Annotated in this window: 18 protein-coding genes and 7 pseudogenes; 13 read left to right on the top strand and 12 right to left on the bottom strand. The window is 49.4% G+C overall.

Annotation, left to right across the window (positions count from 1 at the left end):
• Positions 1–42: 42 nt before the first annotated feature.
• A complete protein-coding gene (gene flhA, locus E4Z61_RS21855; protein ID WP_135324539.1) occupies positions 43–2121 on the top strand; it encodes a formate hydrogenlyase transcriptional activator FlhA in 2079 nt (692 codons plus the stop codon).
• A gap of 44 nt (positions 2122–2165) precedes the next feature.
• A complete protein-coding gene (locus E4Z61_RS21850) occupies positions 2166–2594 on the top strand; it encodes a TOBE domain-containing protein (RefSeq protein WP_003037421.1) in 429 nt (142 codons plus the stop codon).
• 63 nt (positions 2595–2657) lie between these two features.
• Here E4Z61_RS21850 and E4Z61_RS21845 read toward each other — a convergent pair whose 3' ends face one another.
• The gene (locus tag E4Z61_RS21845) at positions 2658–3002 is read right to left on the bottom strand and encodes a nitrous oxide-stimulated promoter family protein (protein ID WP_135324538.1); all 345 of its coding nucleotides are present in this window, start codon (positions 3000–3002) and stop codon (positions 2658–2660) included.
• Positions 3003–3189: 187 nt separating this feature from the next.
• Here E4Z61_RS21845 and sitA point away from each other — a divergent pair, with 187 nt between their 5' ends.
• Genes sitA through sitD form a run of 4 tightly spaced genes read left to right on the top strand, consistent with a single transcriptional unit; the run spans position 3190 to position 6627 of the window.
• A complete protein-coding gene (gene sitA, locus E4Z61_RS21840; protein ID WP_135324537.1) occupies positions 3190–4107 on the top strand; it encodes an iron/manganese ABC transporter substrate-binding protein SitA in 918 nt (305 codons plus the stop codon).
• The gene (sitB, locus tag E4Z61_RS21835) at positions 4104–4919 is read left to right on the top strand and encodes an iron/manganese ABC transporter ATP-binding protein SitB (protein ID WP_135324536.1); all 816 of its coding nucleotides are present in this window, start codon (positions 4104–4106) and stop codon (positions 4917–4919) included. Before sitA ends, sitB begins: the two co-directional genes overlap by 4 nt.
• Positions 4920–4921: 2 nt before the next feature.
• Entirely contained in the window at positions 4922–5785 is an 864-nt protein-coding gene (gene sitC, locus E4Z61_RS21830) for an iron/manganese ABC transporter permease subunit SitC (RefSeq protein WP_135324535.1), read from the top strand.
• Positions 5776–6627: an iron/manganese ABC transporter permease subunit SitD gene (sitD, locus tag E4Z61_RS21825; protein ID WP_135324534.1), complete on the top strand. Its 852-nt coding sequence runs from the start codon at positions 5776–5778 to the stop codon at positions 6625–6627. The genes sitC and sitD overlap by 10 nt, the downstream gene beginning before the upstream one ends.
• Positions 6628–6704: 77 nt before the next feature.
• Here sitD and E4Z61_RS21820 read toward each other — a convergent pair whose 3' ends face one another.
• The 3 genes from E4Z61_RS21820 to E4Z61_RS21810 are packed head-to-tail and all read right to left on the bottom strand — an operon-like array spanning position 6705 to position 9010.
• Positions 6705–7817, bottom strand: a complete 1113-nt coding sequence (locus E4Z61_RS21820; RefSeq protein ID WP_135324533.1) for a M20 family metallopeptidase — start codon at positions 7815–7817, stop codon at positions 6705–6707.
• A gap of 12 nt (positions 7818–7829) precedes the next feature.
• Positions 7830–8294, bottom strand: a complete 465-nt coding sequence (locus E4Z61_RS21815) for a YjiG family protein (RefSeq protein WP_135324532.1) — start codon at positions 8292–8294, stop codon at positions 7830–7832.
• Positions 8291–9010 carry a nucleoside recognition domain-containing protein gene (locus tag E4Z61_RS21810; RefSeq protein ID WP_135324531.1) on the bottom strand — a complete coding sequence of 240 codons (720 nt, stop codon included), beginning with the start codon at positions 9008–9010 and terminating at the stop codon, positions 8291–8293. The genes E4Z61_RS21815 and E4Z61_RS21810 overlap by 4 nt, the downstream gene beginning before the upstream one ends.
• A gap of 710 nt (positions 9011–9720) precedes the next feature.
• On the opposite strand from E4Z61_RS21810, the pseudogene E4Z61_RS21805 reads away from it, so the two are divergent.
• Both E4Z61_RS21805 and E4Z61_RS24200 read left to right on the top strand, forming a co-directional pair.
• Positions 9721–10233 (top strand): annotated as a pseudogene (locus E4Z61_RS21805) (Fic/DOC family protein); the annotation flags it as partial.
• 55 nt (positions 10234–10288) lie between these two features.
• Positions 10289–10357, top strand: a pseudogene (locus E4Z61_RS24200) (integrase core domain-containing protein); the annotation flags it as partial.
• A gap of 55 nt (positions 10358–10412) precedes the next feature.
• Here E4Z61_RS24200 and E4Z61_RS24470 read toward each other — a convergent pair.
• The 3 genes and pseudogenes from E4Z61_RS24470 to E4Z61_RS21790 form a co-directional block, all read right to left on the bottom strand.
• Complete coding sequence (locus E4Z61_RS24470; RefSeq protein WP_476695774.1) at positions 10413–10517, bottom strand: WxcM-like domain-containing protein; 105 nt, start codon at positions 10515–10517, stop codon at positions 10413–10415.
• Between the two features lie 104 nt (positions 10518–10621).
• A complete protein-coding gene (locus E4Z61_RS21795) occupies positions 10622–11782 on the bottom strand; it encodes a glycosyltransferase family protein (protein WP_135324530.1) in 1161 nt (386 codons plus the stop codon).
• 431 nt (positions 11783–12213) lie between these two features.
• A pseudogene (locus E4Z61_RS21790) lies at positions 12214–12549 on the bottom strand (phosphoadenosine phosphosulfate reductase domain-containing protein); the annotation flags it as partial.
• 521 nt (positions 12550–13070) lie between these two features.
• On the opposite strand from E4Z61_RS21790, the pseudogene E4Z61_RS21785 reads away from it, so the two are divergent.
• Positions 13071–13440 (top strand): annotated as a pseudogene (locus tag E4Z61_RS21785) (transposase); the annotation flags it as partial.
• On the opposite strand, the pseudogene E4Z61_RS21780 reads toward E4Z61_RS21785, so the two are convergent.
• A pseudogene (locus E4Z61_RS21780) lies at positions 13436–13825 on the bottom strand (integrase); the annotation flags it as partial. The pseudogenes E4Z61_RS21785 and E4Z61_RS21780 sit on opposite strands and share 5 nt — an antisense overlap.
• Positions 13826–13983: 158 nt before the next feature.
• Here E4Z61_RS21780 and mutS point away from each other — a divergent pair.
• Positions 13984–16551, top strand: a complete 2568-nt coding sequence (mutS, locus tag E4Z61_RS21775) for a DNA mismatch repair protein MutS (RefSeq protein WP_135324979.1) — start codon at positions 13984–13986, stop codon at positions 16549–16551.
• 93 nt (positions 16552–16644) lie between these two features.
• Here the strand turns inward: mutS and E4Z61_RS21770 are convergent, their stop codons facing one another.
• Together E4Z61_RS21770 and E4Z61_RS24440 are read right to left on the bottom strand one after the other, a co-directional pair.
• Complete coding sequence (locus tag E4Z61_RS21770) at positions 16645–16881, bottom strand: non-oxidative hydroxyarylic acid decarboxylases subunit D (RefSeq protein WP_135324529.1); 237 nt, start codon at positions 16879–16881, stop codon at positions 16645–16647.
• 10 nt (positions 16882–16891) lie between these two features.
• A pseudogene (locus tag E4Z61_RS24440) lies at positions 16892–16963 on the bottom strand (UbiD family decarboxylase domain-containing protein); the annotation flags it as partial.
• Between the two features lie 2 nt (positions 16964–16965).
• Here E4Z61_RS24440 and E4Z61_RS24195 point away from each other — a divergent pair.
• The 3 genes and pseudogenes from E4Z61_RS24195 to E4Z61_RS21755 all read left to right on the top strand — a co-directional run.
• Positions 16966–17165 (top strand): annotated as a pseudogene (locus tag E4Z61_RS24195) (MarR family winged helix-turn-helix transcriptional regulator); the annotation flags it as partial.
• Positions 17166–17318: 153 nt separating this feature from the next.
• Positions 17319–17957 carry a hypothetical protein gene (locus E4Z61_RS21760; RefSeq protein ID WP_135324528.1) on the top strand — a complete coding sequence of 213 codons (639 nt, stop codon included), beginning with the start codon at positions 17319–17321 and terminating at the stop codon, positions 17955–17957.
• Positions 17957–18328, top strand: coding sequence for a hypothetical protein (locus E4Z61_RS21755; RefSeq protein WP_135324527.1), 372 nt, complete (start codon positions 17957–17959; stop codon positions 18326–18328). Before E4Z61_RS21760 ends, E4Z61_RS21755 begins: the two co-directional genes overlap by 1 nt.
• Positions 18329–18395: 67 nt before the next feature.
• On the opposite strand, the gene rpoS is transcribed toward E4Z61_RS21755, so the two are convergent.
• Complete coding sequence (gene rpoS / locus E4Z61_RS21750; RefSeq protein WP_000081498.1) at positions 18396–19388, bottom strand: RNA polymerase sigma factor RpoS; 993 nt, start codon at positions 19386–19388, stop codon at positions 18396–18398.
• A 62-nt stretch (positions 19389–19450) separates the two neighbouring features.
• Positions 19451–20530 (bottom strand): murein hydrolase activator NlpD, encoded by a 1080-nt coding sequence (gene nlpD / locus E4Z61_RS21745; RefSeq protein WP_240703839.1) that lies wholly within the window; start codon positions 20528–20530, stop codon positions 19451–19453.
• Positions 20531–20572 lie beyond the last annotated feature (42 nt).

Below are 20572 nucleotides of genomic sequence, written 5' to 3'. Positions count from 1 at the left end.
ATTTACCGTTTTTGCACCGTGGGTGCTTCCTGGAAAAGCAATATGTCGTATACACCGATGAGTGACCTCGGACAGCAAGGCTTGTTCGATATTACTCGTACATTATTACAGCAGCCCGATCTTCAGTCTCTCAGTGAGGCGCTTTCACAGTTGGTTAAGCGTTCGGCGCTGGCCGACTGTGCGGCTATTGTGTTATGGCAGGCGCAGACGCAGCGTGCGCGTTACTTCACGACGCGCGAAAATGGTAAACCCATCGACTATGAAGACGAAACGGTGCTGGCGCACGGCCCGGTGCGCCGCATTCTCTCTCGTCCCGATGCGCTGCACTGCAACTACCATGAGTTTACTGAAACCTGGCCGCAGTTGGCATCCGGTGGGTTGTACTCTCAATTTGGCCATTACTGTCTGCTGCCGCTGGCTGCTGATGGGCGCATCTTTGGCGGCTGTGAATTCATCCGCAACGAAGACCGCCCATGGAGTGAAAAAGAGTACAGCCGCCTGCAGACCTTCACCCAGATTGTCGGCGTCGTTGCCGAACAGATCCAGAACCGGGTCAGCAACAACGTCGACTACGATCTGCTGTGTCGTGAGCGTGACAACTTTCGCATCCTGGTCGCCATCACCAATGCGGTGCTCTCCCGCCTGGACATTGACGAACTGGTTAGCGAAGTCGCCAAAGAGATCCATCACTACTTCGACATTGATGCCATCAGCATCGTGTTACGCAGCGATCGTAAAAATAAACTGAGCATCTACTCCACACACTATCTGGATGAACATCATCCGGCACACGAGCAGAGCGAAGTAGACGAAGCGGGCACACTCTCCGAACGGGTGTTTAAAAGCAAAGAGATGCTGCTGATTAACCTGAGCGAACGTGATGCCCTGGCACCTTACGAACGCATGCTGTTCGAGACCTGGGGTAACCAGTTACAAACTCTGTGCCTGCTGCCGCTGATGTCCGGCAATACCATGCTTGGCGTCCTTAAGCTGGCCCAGTGCGAAGAGAAAGTGTTCACCACCGCCAATCTCAAGCTGCTGCGCCAGATTGCCGAGCGCGTGGCAATTGCTGTCGATAACGCCCTCGCCTACCAGGAGATCCACCGCCTGAAAGAACGGCTGGTCGACGAGAACCTGGCGCTGACCGAGCAACTTAATAACGTGGACAGCGAGTTTGGTGAAATCATTGGCCGCAGCGAAGCCATGTACAGCGTGCTCAAACAGGTCGAGATGGTGGCGCAAAGCGACAGCACTGTGCTGATTCTCGGTGAAACCGGAACGGGTAAAGAGCTGATTGCCAGGGCGATCCACAATCTGAGCGGACGCAATGCTCGCCGGATGGTGAAGATGAACTGTGCGGCCATGCCTGCCGGGCTGCTGGAGAGTGACCTGTTTGGCCATGAACGCGGCGCGTTTACCGGTGCCAGCACCCAGCGCATTGGTCGTTTCGAACTTGCCGATAAAAGCTCGCTGTTCCTCGACGAAGTTGGCGACATGCCGCTGGAGCTACAGCCTAAGCTACTGCGCGTTCTGCAGGAGCAAGAGTTTGAACGTCTGGGCAGCAATAAGCTGATCCAAACCGATGTGCGATTGATCGCTGCCACTAACCGCGATCTGAAAAAGATGGTGGTCGATCGCGAATTCCGTAACGATCTCTACTATCGTCTGAACGTCTTCCCGATCCATCTTCCGCCGCTGCGCGAGCGCCCGGAAGATATCCCGCTGCTGGTGAAAGCCTTCACCTTTAAAATTGCCCGCCGGATGGGGCGTAATATCGACAGCATTCCTGCTGAAGCGCTGCGCACGCTGAGCAGCATGGAGTGGCCGGGTAACGTGCGCGAACTGGAAAACGTAGTGGAACGCGCGGTTCTGCTCACCCGGGGCAACGTGTTGCAACTGTCTTTGCCGGACATCACCACGCAGGCATCGTGCCCACCACAAGTCGCGACCGAAGTGGCGCAGGAAGGCGAAGATGAATACCAGCTGATTATGCGTGTGTTGAAAGAGACGAACGGCGTGGTCGCCGGTCCGAAAGGCGCAGCGCAGCGGCTGGGACTGAAACGCACAACGCTGCTCTCGCGCATGAAGCGACTGGGTATCGATAAGGATGCGCTGGTTTAACCATTGTGGCTATACTGGGTGATATCTCAACGAAAGGAGGCAGCATGGCGGTATCAGCACGTAATCAATTAACCGGCACCGTGAGTGCGGTTGCAACAGGCGCAGTGAATGATGAAGTTGAACTGACGCTGGCTGGCGGCGCGAAACTGGTCGCGATTGTGACTCATAGCAGCCAGCAGGCACTGGGTTTAGCGAAAGGAAAAGAAGCCATTGCCCTGATCAAAGCACCGTGGGTAACGCTGGCGACAGAAGACTGTGGTTTAAAGTTCTCCGCCCGCAACCAGTTTGCCGGTAGCGTTTCTCAGGTTACCGAAGGCGCAGTTAACGCCACGGTACACATCAAAACTGACGCCGGTTTTGACATTGTTGCCGTAGTCACCAATGAAAGTCAGCAAGAGATGAAACTGAGCCAGGGAAGCCGCGTCATTGCGCTGATCAAGGCCTCCGCTATTCTGATTGCCACTAAAGCGTAATTTATTGCCCGATAGCGCTTTGCCTATCGGGTCTATATCACTGCCGCCATCCGACATAAAAATCTACTTCTTACGCTGATATTTCTCGGGCAGTTCCGGGACCGGACGTTTGTCATCCAGAAGGTGACGCACGGTCAGGATCGGATGACGCCAAAGCATTCTCGGCCCTGCCCAGCGCATAATCTGCTTCATCTCTTCGCGTTTTGCAGGTTGATAACAGTGTACCGGACACTGCTTGCAGGCCGGTTTTTCCTCACCAAATACGCACTTATCCAGACGCTTTTGCGCATAGGCAAACAGCGCATCGTAATGCCCCGGCTCATCCGTTGCCTGCGGACACTGGCTCTCATAAAGCGAGATCATTTTCTGGATTGTCATTTTCTCACGCGCAATACGTTTGCCGGACATGATGCCTCCATAATTAAGTTGCATAAATAATACACTTTAAAAATTCGCAGGACTATTACCTGAAGGTGATACATCCCTTAGCACCCTACGCAAATAAGAATTATTTTCATTTGTCATGCCTTGTGCTATAAAACATAGCAAAGGCTATATTCGACGATAAATTAACCACTTTCTTGTGAGGGATACTATGCCGCATCTGCCCCGTCTGAAATCGTTTCTCCTTGCCAGCGTAATCACGGCGCTGACGCTGTCTCCTGCCTTGGCGAAAGAAAAATTTAAGGTAGTAACCACCTTTACGGTGATTGCCGATATGGCGAGCAACGTGGCGGGCGACGCGGCAGAGGTCAGCTCAATTACCAAACCCGGCGCAGAAATTCACGAATATCAACCCACTCCAGGGGATATTAAACGTGCGCAGGGCGCGCAGTTGATCCTCTCCAACGGCCTCAATCTGGAGCTGTGGTTTGCCCGCTTTTATCAGCATTTATCGGGCGTGCCGGAGGTAATGGTCTCAAACGGCGTGAAGCCGATGGGTATCAGCGAAGGTCCCTACAACGGCAAACCCAACCCACATGCCTGGATGTCGGCCGAGAATGCGCTTATCTACGTCGATAACATCCGCGATGCGCTCGTGAAGTACGATCCGGACAACGCTGCCACCTATCAGAAAAATGCCGAGAGCTATAAAACGAAAATTCGTCAGACGCTCGATCCCCTTCATGCGGCGCTGGCAAAAATCCCGGCTGATAAACGCTGGCTGGTCACCAGTGAAGGCGCATTCTCCTATCTGGCACGCGATAACGACCTGAAAGAGCTGTATCTGTGGCCGATCAACGCCGATCAGCAAGGCACGCCAAAACAGGTACGCAAAGTAATCGATGCGATAAGAGCGCATCAAATCCCGGCAGTATTTAGCGAAAGCACCGTGTCCGATAAGCCTGCACGTCAGGTGGCACGTGAGTCTGGTGCGCATTATGGCGGCGTGTTGTATGTCGATTCACTGAGCGCCGCCGACGGTCCGGTACCGACCTACCTGGATTTGCTACGTGTGACGACGGAAACCATCGTCAGCGGCATTAACGACGGGTTAAGGAGCCAAAAATGAGTCAATCTGCGATTACCGTAAATCAAGTTACGGTGACGTATCGCAACGGCCACACCGCGCTGCGCGATGCGACCTTTCAGGTTCCGGGCGGCTCAATTGCCGCGCTGGTCGGCGTCAACGGCTCCGGGAAATCAACGCTGTTTAAAGCACTGATGGGATTTGTCCGCCTGGCGCAGGGCGAAATATCAATCCTGTCGAAGCCGGTCAGCAACGCGCTAAAACAGAATCTGATTTCCTACGTTCCCCAGTCGGAAGAGGTGGACTGGTCGTTTCCGGTGCTGGTGGAAGATGTGGTGATGATGGGACGCTTCGGCCATATGGGCTGGCTGCGTCGGCCAAAGGCGCGCGATCACGAATGCGTGAATGCGGCGCTGGCGCGGGTCGATATGCTGGACTATCGCCATCGCCAGATCGGTGAACTCTCTGGCGGGCAGAAAAAGCGCGTTTTCCTGGCACGCGCCATCGCTCAGGACGGACAGGTTATTTTGCTGGATGAACCCTTCACCGGCGTGGACGTGAAAACCGAGGCCCGCATCATCGACCTGCTGCGCGAACTCCGCGATGAGGGGCGAACGATGCTGGTCTCTACCCATAATCTGGGCTCGGTGACCGAGTTTTGTGATTACACGGTAATGATTAAAGGCACAGTGCTGGCGAGCGGCCCGACCGACACAACCTTTACCACCGAAAATCTTGAACTGGCGTTCAGTGGCGTCCTGCGTCATGTGAAGCTGAGTGGCGGCGAGCAGCATGTGATTACCGATGATGAACGGCCGTTTATTTCACGACACACGCTCAACGAGGGGGAATAACCATGAACTGGCTGACAGAACCGTTTGGTTACCAGTACATGCTCAACGCCATGTGGGTGTCGGCGATGGTCGGCGGCCTGTGTGCGTTCCTCTCCTGCTATTTAATGCTCAAAGGTTGGTCGCTAATTGGCGATGCGCTATCGCACTCGATCGTACCGGGCGTTGCCGGAGCTTATATGCTAGGGCTTCCCTTCGCACTTGGCGCCTTTCTTTCCGGCGGGCTGGCAGCGGGTAGTATGCTGTTTCTTAATCAGCGTTCACGCCTGAAGGAAGATGCGATCATTGGGCTGATTTTTTCCTCTTTCTTTGGTATCGGACTGTTTATGGTGTCGCTCAATCCGATGTCGGTAAACATTCAGACCATTATTCTCGGTAACGTGCTGGCGATCGCACCGGAAGATATTGTGCAACTGGCCATTATCGGCATTATTTCACTGACTATTTTGCTGTTGAAATGGAAAGACTTGATGGTGGTTTTTTTCGACGAAAACCACGCGCGATCTATCGGGCTGAATCCGGGACGCCTGAAGCTGTTATTTTTTACGCTGCTCTCGGTTTCCACGGTTGCAGCGCTGCAAACCGTCGGCGCATTTCTGGTGATTTGCCTGGTGGTAACGCCCGGGGCAACTGCCTGGCTGTTGACGGATCGCTTTCCCCGTTTGCTCACTATCGCCGTCGCCATCGGTAGCCTGACCAGCTTTTTTGGCGCCTGGCTGAGCTACTGGCTGGACGGCGCAACCGGCGGAATTATTGTCGTCCTGCAAACGCTAATGTTTCTGCTGGCGTTTGTCTTCGCGCCAAAACACGGCCTGTTAGCCAACCGTCGCCGCGCCCGCCAGGTGAATAAGGAGTCAGCATGTTCTTAACCCTCCTACTGGAACCCTTCCAGTTCAGCTTTATGGTAAACGCGCTGACCATCTCCGTGATCGTCGCCGTGCCCTGCGCGCTGCTGTCGGTATTTTTAGTGCTGAAAGGCTGGGCGCTGATGGGTGATGCTATGAGCCACGCGGTGTTTCCAGGGATCGTGTTGGCTTACATCGCGGGTATTCCGCTTGCGATAGGCGCGTTTATCGCCGGGCTGTTCTGTGCGGTGGCGACCGGCTATCTCGACGATAACAGCCGCATCAAACGCGACACGCTAATGGGGATTGTCTTCTCCGGGATGTTTGGTGCCGGGCTGGTGCTGTACGTCTCAATCCAGTCTGAAATTCATCTGGATCATATTCTGTTCGGCGACATGCTGGGCGTATCGCTGGGTGATATCGCGCAAACGGCGACCATTGCGCTGGGGATCGCGCTTATCATCGGCTTAAAATGGAAAGATCTGCTGCTGCACGCCTTCGATCCGCACCAGGCTAAAGCCAGTGGACTGAATACCTCGCTGCTGCATTATGGTCTGCTGTGTATGATTGCGCTCACCATCGTCGCCACGCTGAAGTCGGTGGGCATTATTCTGTCGATCTCGCTGTTAATTGCGCCGGGCGCCATTGCTATTTTAATCACACGCCAATTTTCCCGCGCTCTGTTACTGGCCGTCGTCATCTCGATAGTGACGTCATTTATGGGCGTATACTTGTCATTTTTCATCGACAGCGCACCGGCTCCCACCATCGTCGTCTTATTCTCCCTACTGTTTGTTATTGCTTTTATTTATTCCACCCTGCGCGATCGCCGTTTAGAGAACCAACTTCAGTCACATGATATATAAATAATATTTAACAATATGCCGGCTAATATTATTTGATACAAATATAGCCTCCGACTGGAGGCTATATTATCGGCAGATTACAGCATCATAATAATACGTTTTAATAAACGGATCCGCGGCTCAATTGAGGCAATATCCAGCCACTCATCAACGCCGTGAAAACCTGCGCCGATCGGCCCCAATCCGTCCAGTGTCGGAATACCTAGCGCAGCCGTGAGGTTGGCGTCGCTGCCACCACCAACGGCCAGCCATGTCACGGCGATCCCCTCTTCCTGACCGGCCCGTTCAACCAGTGCCATCAGTCGTTGAGTCTCTTCGCTCGCCGCCATTGCGGGCTTATGGCTTACCCGGGTGAGCGTGGTGGTCACGCCATCAAGAAAACCTTGCTGGCAGAGCGACTGCAGCGCCTGATGAACACGGTCATACTCTTCATTTTCCCAGAAGCGTACATCCAGTTCCGCGTGTAGTTTCGCCGCCACCACGTTCGCCGCACTTCCACCTTGTACGACGCCCACGTTAAACGTGGTCCCACGCGCCGTGTCGGTCAACGCGTTAATCGCTAATACACTGTTGGCAAAAGCGGTGATCACAGAACGTCCTTTTTCCGGCTCATTTCCGGCATGTGCCGCTACACCGTCAAACGTCAGTTGATACCCACCAACCCCTTTCCGCGCTTTTACCAACGAACCGTCTGCCCGGGCGGCTTCGCAGACCAGCACGCAGCGCGCGCGCTTCGCCAGTTCACCAATCCACTCACTGGAGTGAACGCTGCCAGTCTCTTCATCCGGGTTCATTGCCACAGCGATTGATAAACGTTCCAGATGCTCCGCAGGCAATGTGCGCATAGCCCAGACAATGTTCAACAAACCGCTTTTCATGTCGGAAACACCGGGCCCATATAGACGGCTTTCATCACGACTCATCGGGCGTTCAGCTACAGTTCCCGCAGGAAAAACAGTGTCCAGGTGACCAATCAGCAGGACATCGTATTGCGTTGCGTAAGGCTTATTGGTCGCCAGTAGCGCCGGACCAACCGCACTGCCTAAATCAATCTGCTCCGTATTCCAGCCTTCCTGCGGCCAAAGCTCGCGCATCACCGCAGCGACCTGAGCTACGCCTGCTACCGTTTGCGTGCCGCAGTCGACGTTGACCAGTGTTTGCAGTTCATCAATATACTTTTCCAAATCCATGGTCATTCCTTATCAGAGAATAATGCGCATCAGCAGCATCGCTAAAAAAGCGTTCAGAACGGAGATAACAATCATCAGGGGAATACGTTTAGCGCTGGTGCCAATAACGCCAAGAATACGCCCCAAATACTGCACCTGAGAGCCCATCAGATAAATTGCCGGGGCCAGAATAGCCAGATGCTCACCGGTCAGGATCCCTTTATCAAACAGGCCAATCGCAACGCCGATCCCTCCGCCCATCGACATCCAGCCGCCAATCAATACCGCTGCAGCCTCGCCGGGCAGACCAAACAGCCCCATCAGCGGTGCAAACACCATTCCAAGCCCTTTCAGCGCACCGGTAATCTCCAGTGCTTTGATGATGATAAAGGCCATCACTACGTTCGGCAGCGTGCTGGTCGTCGCAATGTTCCAGCCTTTACGGGCCCCTTCTACAAACACATCGGTGATAACAGGATTAGAGGTTGGCGCACTCATGATGCTTCTCCCGGTACAGTTGATTCGGCTTTTTTATTGGTGAATGTGAGGACCAAGCGCATCATGTTGGCGCCAACAACTTTCATAATGAACATCACGGCAATGCACGCACCAATGGACGCGGGCACAGCCGGTGTGCCATCTACTGCCATCAGGGTGAACAGGATTGCACCAGAGGAGAAGAAGTTGGTGATCATCGCGCCAGCGGAAAACTGGAACATGGCAAAAATATCTTTTTCGTTTTCCGTGATTTCACCCTCATCAGCCAGGTTACGCGTTAGCGATGCGCCAACGTCCGTACTCTGCAGGCTGCCAATCAGCGCCAGACCGGTATTTCCAGGGATCCCCATCAGCGGACGCAGCAACGGCGTTAGCAGACGTCGAGCTGCGCGCAAAGCCCCGTAGTGTTCCAGCACGTTGATCATGCCCAATGCAAACATGACGGCAGGAATTAACCCCAGAGCGAAGAGGAAGCCGTCCATTGCACCGTGGCCGCCAGTGCCACGAAACGCGCTGGTCGCCGTCGTCAGCGTATCGCCCTCAAGGCTCGCTTTACTGACGACTTTGCCAAAAGCGCCGTTCAGTGTGGTGAAATCAAATACGCCGTACCATTCTTTTCCGCCGAGTAATCCAGAGAAAAATACTGCGGCGAATGCCAGAGCAAAATAAGCCCCCGGCCCAACCTTATTATCCTGGGTAGGTAAACTCATATCCATTTCCTTGTTAACGTGGAGAATCACTTGGCTATTTTGAATAAATAAAGAATAAATAAAGTGATTTAAATCACCACAAATGCGTACATCGCTCAGGAATATTTAAAAATGTGACCATGTCATAGCGTTCCATTAAAATAAAGCCCACACACTTATATTTAAATTAATCATTATTTATGTAATGAAGCGTAAATACGCCACCAAAAAAGTGAGCGGCATTAAAAATAATAAACAAAAAGATTTACAGATATTATAAATAATGTCCTTGAAAACCAACGGATGAATCCTGATGATTATCAGTGATAAGATAGCGTTTTCATGCTGGATTGGGTGAGCCGCCCCCTCCCCTTGCTGATCGAGACTTGGTTTGACGTCGATAGATAACGTATTAATTACAGTCGACTGATTGGGAGTCATCTTCATTGATTTATATGGATTTAAAGTGGCTTCACGTAGAGCCATGCACGTATCCAAAAGGCTTAAAAAACGAGCAAAAACAATATGAAAGAGTCTATTGACAAGGATCTATCAGACCACACGCCTATGATGCTTTGGTCTGTTAACGCTGATTTTTAAAGATTATTTTCATATAAAATAGATAACCTACATTTTCGTAACCATCTGATTATGCGAGCATTGTTACCCTGTTCGTCCAGCGTTATAATTTTCTAGTTTTCTGACGCTCTCGTCCCCCATCAACGCAGGATGTTCCCATAAGCAGATACCATATCTCCGGTAGTTAAGGACCGTATGAGAAAAACTCTGGCGAGCAAGTTTTGGCAAACAAGCTGGGGATTACTGATTCTGATGAGATTAATGAGGCTAGAGCAACTCTACCAGTTTGTTTCTGAAGAGCAGTTTCCACAAGGATTGCTTACCATTGCTCTGCTGGAAAACTGGCATCGCCGCTGGCTGGGGAACATCTATGAGTGGGCAGGGCAAGAAAGAGCGGTAAACATCAGCAAAGGCGGCTTTATGTTTGCCCCCTCTGCACAGTTGCCAAAACTACTACACGAATTCGGCGTTAAGTACCTCGCCCAATATACGCCCTGTATCATATGAGCGAGGAACAACTCATAGAGGCTATTACTGTAACGCATGTAGAGCTGATACTCATCCATCCATTCAGGTAAGGCAATGGACGTTTATCGCGACTTTTAGCCGATGTGATGACGATTCAGGGAGGATACAAACCACTGGATTGTCAGAGCAGGGAGCAAAACAAAGCCGTGAATCGCCACGGATAATCTAGACACTTCCGAGCCGTGGATGGACTGACCCCGCCCCGGAAAGCCAACAGATAACCCGTTTATTGAATCATTTAACGGCAGCCTGCGGGATGAATGCCTGAAGAAGATGCGTATGAAACCCTCGTCTAACTTCTGCTTTAGTATTAAACATGTAATTAAACACGTTTGCTCGGAAATGGAATGGTTTTCTCATATTCCATAGCAATAAGTAAGCCTCGGTCATCGCCATAAATTTGTAAATGGATAAGTTTTATATTCATTTACTATGTTCTCTATGCAAGCTTTCATTTATAAGTTATAGAAATATTTATCGAATATTTAGCCTTTTAACACATCCAGCATCAATAAAATCATTATATGTAATTTACCAGTCAACAAATGAGTCAACAGTACTGAGAATCATTTTCACCCTATTATGAAAAGTATGCTGTAATGCAATACTATAGCCATTTCTAGCAATATTGTACGCTAACTCTGGCTTTTTAATTAAGAAGTCTATTTTTTTGGGTAGCGAATCTATCGATTTAAAGTCAAAACGAACAATGGAATTATTAGGAATCGTATTATCAAGGTATAATGAATTATATGTAATCAGTACACCACCATGCAATAAAGTGTTAAACACACGGTCATGAGGACCATCTGGGGCAACTGCGAAATCATTAATATTGAATTTATGCTCTTTCATTTTTGACAAATACTCCCTCATTGAAATAGGTTTATGATATCTAAGATTCTTATATTTACCTTCTATTTCAGACCAATCGCCATTACTATAAACATCAATCATCAAATTAGATTCAAGCAATGTTTTTAATACATTACCTCTAACCCTTGCCCTATGGTAGGCATATATCTTACTAAAAGCATGATGATAAACCTTACATTTAGATACATCATTTAATTTATATGCGATAGCTATTTCATCAATGACATCATCAAATACATCGCCTAACTCAACCTTATTTAATATATCAAGAAACATTTTATTAATGAAATCATTATCATAAAATCTGGGGTTGGTATTTTCAACAACACCATAGTTAGAACACGCATATAGAATAGAATCAGATCTGCGTCTAAAATCATTTAACGATTCTGCCCCTACATCATTCGTTTTGTCTACAACCCCGCCCATCGGAAGGAAAAAACCAAGCATTTTTTTATTTATATCCATACAGTGAACATGTGACTGAGCACTATAGAAAGATATATTTCTATTTATTTTATTATTTATTCTGGACAGATGATATAGTGGATGATCCACATAAATGCTAATCAATGTTGCATTTGATTTATTAAAAACAGATGAAAACTCATTATTGTCATTTAAATAACCATTGAAGTTTATAACTAAATCATATTTTTTTCGTAATTCATCAGGTAGTGACGTTAAGTTTTGTTTGCGAGCATCGAATACAGTAACACAACAATGTTCGCACCTCAGACCATCAACAATCTCATCACAAAAAACTCTCAAAGCATCATATTGTGAACCAGCTTTGATCATCAAAATTGTACGCATATAAATACCCCTAACCGACACCTCATAGAAAAATCATTTTTTATTTTATGTGGTTAGGTTGTTAATCCCCAAACCAATAAGAAATTAAATTACCTCGAATAACTTTGCATTATTTCACCTTCGATACAAAGTAAGTCACCATATGATTCATATGGACCTCATGCTTTTTGCAATATTGTATTGCGGCAGTTACAAGGTAAAACTTAAGAGAATTATGTAAAAAAACATCCATAACCATTATGATTATTTTCAAGGCACCACCCTAAGTAACAGAACCTGGCAATCGATCACCTGGAGGGAATTCAGAACAGATTGGGCAATGCCGACATGGCACCAATGCCCTGTGCAGAAGAAGCCTGATGAAGACCACCCTAGGTAACACTCGCGATAAAAATTATGCCCGCAGACTCACCTCTATGCTGATACTGCTCCGGAGAAACCTTGAACACCCCGCGCTGAATATCCAGTACCGGTAAAAGCACATGACTCAGACCGGCAAAGCAGGTCTGTGCTTCAGTTCTTCCAGCGCCCGCTTCATCGGCTCGACTTTGTTGATGTCGTTGTACTTCTCAATCCCTTCAACACTTTGTTCCCACAGTTTACCGTAGCGTGCTTCCTGCCAAGCGGCACCCTCTTTTGCCCTATAGGCCAGCAGATTTAGGCTGAGTTTGTTCGTCAGCTCGTCAGGTTTTCGGGAACAGATGATCGGTATAGGTGAGGATCACCGGAATATCCGGGCGGATCTGATTCACCAGATGCAGGAAAATTTATCCTGCGCAGACCGTAGCCGCGCTGGGGTTAGTAGAAATTTCGATATTTCAGAGAAGGGTTGTTAAAGGAAATATTTCTGTTAGTAGTTAAACATTCAAAAGAGGCCAATGTTGGCTATAACGTTGCAACAATGATTTGAATAATGTCTTTCTTCTTATTTTATTCCCATACAGCCAGTACATCATATTGGCTTTACTATAAAAACCACATAAACAATCCAGTTCGCCCTGCCGTGATGGTGTTACTTTATTTTTCATTGCTGATTCACTTCTTACTTATGACGTCATGATACTTATTTTTCGCGCGGGTTACTTCACTTAATATTTATACTGTTATTGGTTAATCCCATGATGTTATCATCAGTATATACTTTCGCCTTCCAGTATCGAATAAAATTTCGCTGCCGCAGTTCAAATAATTCATCTCTGTCTTCAATCTTCATATCACCTATCATTAAATCACCACGGGTTTAACAGACACCTCTGAGTCATTTAAAATGGCTTAAAGAGAGGTGCACATGAGCAGTAAGCGTTATCCTGAAGGGTTTCAAATTGAAGCAGTTAAACAGGTTATTGATCGAGGCCATTCTGTTTCCAGCGTTGCAACACGTCTCGACATTCCCCCCATAGTCTTTACGCCTGGATAAAGACGTACGGACCGGACTCTTCCATCCACAAAGAACAGTCAGATGCTCAGGCCGAGATCCGCCGACTCCAGAAAGAACTGAAGTGGGTTACTGACGAGCGGGACATATTAAAAAAAGCCGCGGCGTACTTCACAAAGCTGTCCGACTGAGGTACGCCTTTATCCGTGACAACATCTGTTGCTGGCCTGTTCGTCTGCCCTGTCGGGTGCTGGATGTTTATCCGAGTGGGTTTTACACATTTCTTCAGCAGCCGCATTCCTTTTGTTGGGGTTTCTCTTTGTTGCAATCATTCTCTGTACCAACTGTCGAGCTACCTTACGGGCTTGATCGATACTTGGAAAATCGGACACATTCCCAACCTTTACTTTCAAGACAGAGCTTGGCTTCTTACCCTCACTGGCATTACGATCTGACGAGGCTACTCTTCGCTGGATTACATAGTTTTTTTTCGTCAAACTGACCTTCAAACCGAAGCCAACAGGTGAATCTCGATGATCGTCAAAAACTATGTAAGGTTTTTGGTCAGGGTTAGCTTCGAAAACGACTTTTCCAGAGCGACTGAGTGCAGGCTTAACATTGATACTTAACTTGTTGATAATAAAAGTCTGATTGAGAGTTGTTTTCAAAGTATCACCACCATTTGTAGCCCAGAGAAGGAGTAAAATCAATCTATCGCGCCTTGAGCTACAAGTGAGCTACAAATTTATGGGTTTATGTGGGTTTAAAGGGGTTTTACCTGGGCCATATGAGCACTTGAAAGAATTAAAAAATGAGTAAAATCAATATGAATGAGTCTATTGACAAGGATCTATCAGACCACACGCCAATGATGCAGCAGTATCTCAAGCTGAAAGCACAGCACCCAGAGATCCTGCTGTTTTACCGCATGGGCGACTTTTACGAAATGTTTTATGACGATGCGAAACGTGCGTCGCAACTGCTTGATATCTCGCTGACCAAACGCGGCGCATCCGCAGGTGAACCGATCCCGATGGCGGGTATTCCTCATCATGCGGTGGAAAACTACCTCGCCAAGCTAGTCAACCAAGGTGAGTCAGTTGCCATTTGCGAACAGGTTGGCGACCCGGCCACCAGCAAAGGACCGGTTGAGCGTAAAGTTGTTCGCATCGTCACGCCTGGTACTATCAGCGATGAAGCGCTGTTGCAGGAACGCCAGGACAACCTGCTGGCCGCCATCTGGCAGGATAGCAAAGGCTACGGCTATGCCACGCTGGACATCAGTTCCGGACGCTTTCGTGTCAGTGAGCCAGCCGACCGCGAGACCATGGCGGCTGAATTGCAGCGCACCAACCCGGCAGAACTGTTGTATGCCGAGGATTTCGCCGAGACATCGCTGATCGAAGGTCGTCGCGGGCTCCGTCGCCGTCCGCTGTGGGAGTTTGAAATCGATACCGCCCGCCAGCAGCTTAACTTACAGTTTGGCACGCGGGATCTGATTGGCTTTGGTGTCGAAAACGCGCCACGCGGGTTATGCGCCGCAGGCTGTCTGCTGCAATATGTGAAAGATACCCAGCGTACCTCACTACCGCATATTCGCTCCATCACCATGGAACGCCAGCAGGACAGCATCATTATGGATGCCGCCACACGTCGCAATCTGGAGATCACCCAGAATCTGGCCGGTGGCATCGAGAACACGCTGGCTTCAGTGCTCGACTGCACCGTCACCCCGATGGGCAGCCGTATGCTCAAGCGCTGGCTGCATATGCCGGTTCGCGATACTAAAATCCTCACCGAGCGTCAGCAAACGATCGGCGCACTGCAGGATGTCACCGACGAGTTACAGCCGGTGCTGCGTCAGGTCGGTGATTTGGAGCGTATTCTGGCCCGTCTGGCACTACGTACCGCGCGTCCACGCGATCTGGCCCGCATGCGTCATGCTTTTCAGCAATTACCTGAGTTGCGTGCGCAACTGGAAAGTGTAGAAAGCGCGCCGGTACAGATGCTGCGCGAGAAAATGGGCGAATTCACCGAACTGCGTGAGCTGCTGGAACGCGCTGTCGTCGAGGCCCCGCCAGTGCTGGTTCGCGATGGCGGTGTCATTGCGCCTGGCTATAACGACGAGCTGGACGAATGGCGAGCGCTGGCCGATGGCGCAACCGACTATCTCGACCGTCTGGAAATCCGCGAGCGCGAACGCACCGGCCTTGATACCTTAAAAGTGGGCTACAACGCGGTACACGGTTACTACATCCAGATCAGCCGTGGGCAAAGCCATCTGGCACCAATTAACTACGTGCGCCGCCAGACGCTGAAAAATGCCGAACGCTACATTATTCCTGAGCTCAAAGAGTACGAAGATAAAGTCCTGACCTCGAAGGGCAAGGCGCTGGCGCTGGAAAAACAGCTGTACGACGAACTGTTTGACATCCTGTTGCCACACCTGGCGGATTTGCAGCAGAGCGCCACCGCGCTGGCGGAACTGGACGTGCTGGTCAATTTGGCCGAGCGTGCTTATACGCTGAATTACACCTGCCCAACCTTCACCGATAAGCCCGGCATTCGTATTACTGAAGGTCGTCATCCGGTGGTCGAGCAGGTGCTGAGCGAGCCGTTTATTGCCAACCCACTCAGCCTTTCTCCTCAGCGGCGGATGTTGATCATCACCGGCCCGAATATGGGCGGTAAAAGTACCTATATGCGCCAGACCGCGCTGATTGCATTACTGGCTTACATCGGCAGCTATGTTCCAGCGCAAAGCGTTGAGATTGGCCCGATCGACCGTATTTTCACCCGCGTGGGCGCGGCAGATGACCTGGCCTCTGGTCGCTCGACCTTTATGGTCGAGATGACGGAAACCGCTAATATTCTGCACAACGCCACCGAAAACAGCCTGGTGCTGATGGACGAAATTGGTCGCGGCACGTCAACCTATGACGGCCTGTCGCTGGCATGGGCCTGTGCGGAAAATCTGGCCAATAAAATCAAGGCTCTAACCCTGTTCGCCACCCATTATTTCGAGCTGACCCAGTTGCCGGAGAAAATGGAAGGCGTCGCCAATGTGCATCTGGACGCGTTAGAACACGGTGATACCATCGCCTTTATGCATAGCGTGCAGGATGGCGCGGCGAGCAAGAGTTATGGTCTGGCGGTGGCGGCGCTGGCAGGCGTGCCGAAAGAGGTGATTAAGCGTGCACGCCAGAAACTGCGTGAACTGGAAAGCCTTTCGCCGAATGCGGCTGCGACTCAGGTAGACGGAACGCAGATGTCGCTGCTGTCAGCGCCGGAAGAAACCTCTCCGGCGGTTGAAGCCTTGGAAAACCTCGACCCGGATTCACTAACGCCACGCCAGGCGCTAGAGTGGATCTATCGGTTGAAAAGCCTGGTGTAATGCGTCAAAGCCTGATGCCGCTACGCTTATCAGGCCTACGCAATACAGAGCATGTATGCCGGGTTAGGCGCAGCCGCCACCCGGCATTTTTTATTAACGCTTATCTTCTGCCAACAGCGGTGGAATGCTCGGCACTATTGGCGCGTCATCAATATCTTTCTGCGTCATACGGAACGCCTGCGGATAATGTTCGTGGCTGGTGCGACGGAGCGGTTCGGTATTACGCCAGGTGTACAGGCAGTGCTGACACTGATATACCGTCCACACATCTTTCACTGGCGACTTAGCCATTACTTCAATCTGTTCATCGGCACAACGTGGACAAATCATCTGCTACTCCTTATTTACGGTTGGCCAGCATGGCGGTCCGTTTCTCAGCCCAGGCATTGGTTTCGGGCAAATCCACCACCGGTTATGGAAAAACGAGGTCTGGTGAGGCGTGAAAACGATCCGATGGATAAAAGCCGCCGTTTTGTTTATCTGACCGCAGAAGGCGAAAGCTGCTGGCTACCGCTGTGCCGCCAGGTAACAACATAGATGATGAATTTTTAGGACGTCCTAACGAGGAAGAGCGCGCACTGTTTACCCAGTTTATGCGTAAGATGATAAGATAATATTCAGTAACCAGAACACTCTGTATTATTCAGCACTCGTTAACGATGCTGCATAATACTTCATTTTCAATAAACCATACTTTTTTAGTACGGCTTAGCTCAGTGTATGCTTCTATATCTTGTATAAATATCTCCTTCATTAGGAGGCTCCAGATGAAACTCAAACGCAGTGGTTTACCCCTTATAAAAATGCTCGTTTTCGTTTTTGCCGGAGTAGTCTTTCCTGTTTTTATGCTAGGCGCCTCTGCTTACAATTTATATCAAACCTCAAATCAATTTAAAGAAATGAGTCAGCAGCAACTCCCTATTAAAGAACTTAACGAACTCAAGAACATGATGAAAAACCCTTACGACTATGGAATTATTTCAATTATCTACATGGAGAAGCAGGCTCATAAGATATTCATACACAAGCAAACCATGAAAATAGCCTCTATGTATATAGGATATGCAGTATTAAGCGTTGGAGTCATGATGTTATTTCTTGGCATTGAAACCAAAAATCAGAATGACATTAACGGTAATTTTATGGGGTTAACATTCAATATAAAAAGTGGGTCCGGTGGAATAATCATTTTTTTATTTGGTGCAATTATGATCATTATCCCAGGAAGTATCGACAATAAATATCAAACCCCCGGTATTCCGGGCTATGGTTCTGGCGCACCATCAAACATCAGCCAAATAAAAAATAACGTATTACATATTTATCAGCAATGTAGTAAACAAACTACCCTCCCGAAAGATCAATGTTTTACGCAATCCATCAATAGCAGTTTTAAGGATAACTGATGAAACGATACAGATATCATAATTTTTGCAAATTGCCTTATCTGTTTTTTATATTTATTTTTTCTGGTATTACATTTGCTGATGAAAAATCACCAGTCGAATTGGAATTTGATCAAAATAGTAATTGTAAAACAGAGAATGGTATTATCACTTGCAAATTGGTTTCTGGCAGCACAAGCACATCAGCCGGAGGTACAAGCTCAACACCTGGTGGCGTAGCTGATTCCCGTAAAAATTATGGCGACAAGGACTTAAAACATTTCAAACTCGCGCCCAATAATGGCATAGGTATGCTGAAAGACGATCTCAAGAGCGAGGATCTAAGAGCCGAAATGAATAATAAGTTGTTAAACGAAAGCGGGAAGTATTAATACCGGTCACTGGCCAATAAAAAATGCCGTTCGCGTAAAACGATCGGCATTTTCACAAACTAACAGACTACTCGCGGAACAGCGCTTCGATATTCAGCCCCTGTGTCTGCAGGATTTCACGCAGACGACGCAGACCTTCAACCTGAATCTGGCGAACACGTTCACGGGTGAGACCAATTTCACGGCCCACATCTTCCAGTGTCGCAGCTTCATACCCCAGCAGACCAAAACGACGTGCCAGCACTTCACGCTGTTTGGCGTTCAGTTCGAACAGCCATTTGACGATGCTCTGTTTCATATCATCGTCTTGCGTGGTGTCTTCCGGACCGTTTTCCTTTTCATCGGCCAGAATATCCAGCAACGCTTTTTCGGAATCGCCACCCAGCGGGGTGTCTACCGAGGTAATGCGCTCGTTGAGTCGGAGCATACGGCTGACGTCATCAACCGGTTTATCCAGTTGTTCAGCAATCTCTTCTGCGCTCGGTTCGTGGTCCAGTTTATGCGACAACTCACGCGCGGTACGCAAATAGACGTTCAGCTCTTTTACAATGTGGATCGGCAGTCGGATCGTACGGGTTTGGTTCATAATCGCCCGTTCGATCGTCTGGCGGATCCACCAGGTTGCGTATGTTGAGAAGCGGAACCCGCGTTCCGGGTCAAACTTCTCGACGGCACGGATAAGCCCCAGATTGCCCTCTTCAATCAGATCCAGCAAAGCCAGACCACGATTGCCATAACGACGGGCTATTTTCACCACCAGACGCAGGTTACTTTCAATCATGCGGCGGCGAGAGGCAACATCTCCACGCAGTGCGCGACGCGCGAAATAAACTTCTTCTTCGGCTGTTAACAGTGGTGAATAACCAATCTCACCAAGGTAAAGCTGAGTCGCGTCCAACACACGCTGTGTGGCCCCTTGCGATAACAGCTCCTCTTCAGCCAGGTCGTTATCACTGGGTTCCTCTTCACTCAAGGCTTTTTCATCAAAAGCCTCTACTCCGTTCTCATCAAATTCCGCGTCTTCATTTAAATCATGAACTTTCAGCGTATTCTGACTCATAAGGTGGCTCCTACCCGTGATCCCTAAACGGAACTAGCACGTGAAAGCCTGGTTCCGCCGAATTATCGCTGCGGTAAATAGCGCAGCGGGTTTACGGATTTCCCCTTGTAACGAATTTCAAAATGCAAGCGTGTAGAACTGGTTCCGGTGCTACCCATGGTAGCTATTTTCTGCCCCGCCTTGATTTCTTGTTGTTCCCGGACCAGCATTGTATCGTTATGGGCGTAGGCACTCAGGTAATCATCGTTGTGTTTGATGATAATAAGATTACCGTAACCACGCAGTGCGTTACCGGCATACACGACGCGTCCATCTGCGGTCGCGACAATAGCCTGTCCCTTACTGCCTGCAATGTCGATCCCTTTATTGCCACCTTCGGTAGCCGCGAAGTTTTCGATCACTTTGCCGTCAGTCGGCCAACGCCAGGTGGAGATTGGCGAGCTGGTAGACGTGGAGCTTGCAGTCGATTCGGTTGCGCTAACTGCTGGAGCCGTTACAGGTGCTGTGACAACTGTCCCAGCAGGCTTGTTGTTCGGCAACATTTTATTAGCACTTTGTTCACCTGAATCCTCAGAATACGTAATTGTTGGTTTCGAAGCAACAGCAATGGTGGAATTTTGTGCAGGGTTGGTCACAACTCCTTGCTGTGCTGCATCCGCCTGGGTGATGGCATTACCACCGGTAATCGGTGTACCCGACGCGTTGCCCACTTGCAGAGTTTGACCGACATTCAGGCCATACGGGGCCGGAACGTTATTGCGTTGTGCGAGGTCACGGAAATCGTTCCCGGTGATCCAGGCAATATAGAAAAGGGTGTCGCCTTTCTTAACAGTATAGGTACTGCCGCCCGTGTAGCTACCTTTCGGAATGTTCCCATACTTACGGTTGTACACAATGCGCCCATTTTCCGTTTGCACAGGCTGTTCAGCAACGGACTGAACTTGTGTTGGCTGTGTGACCGGACGCTGCACCGGTTGGATCTGCGGCGTTTGCTGTGTCGCCGTCGTGCCCATTTTTGGTGGAGGCGTGATTAGCATGCCAGAATTAGTGTTCGTTGATGCTCCGCCGTCAACAGAGTTGACCGGCGCTGGCGGATTCGAGGTGTTAGAACAGCCTGCCAGCCATAATGAAACCAGTGACAATGCCGCCATGCGGCGAACGGTAAATTTGTGGCTTCCCGCGCT

The sequence above is a fragment of the Citrobacter tructae genome, assembly GCF_004684345.1.
Classification (GTDB): domain Bacteria; phylum Pseudomonadota; class Gammaproteobacteria; order Enterobacterales; family Enterobacteriaceae; genus Citrobacter; species Citrobacter tructae.
The sequence above is the reverse complement of the archived record's forward strand: the minus strand, read 5'-3'. Positions and strand labels throughout refer to the sequence as shown.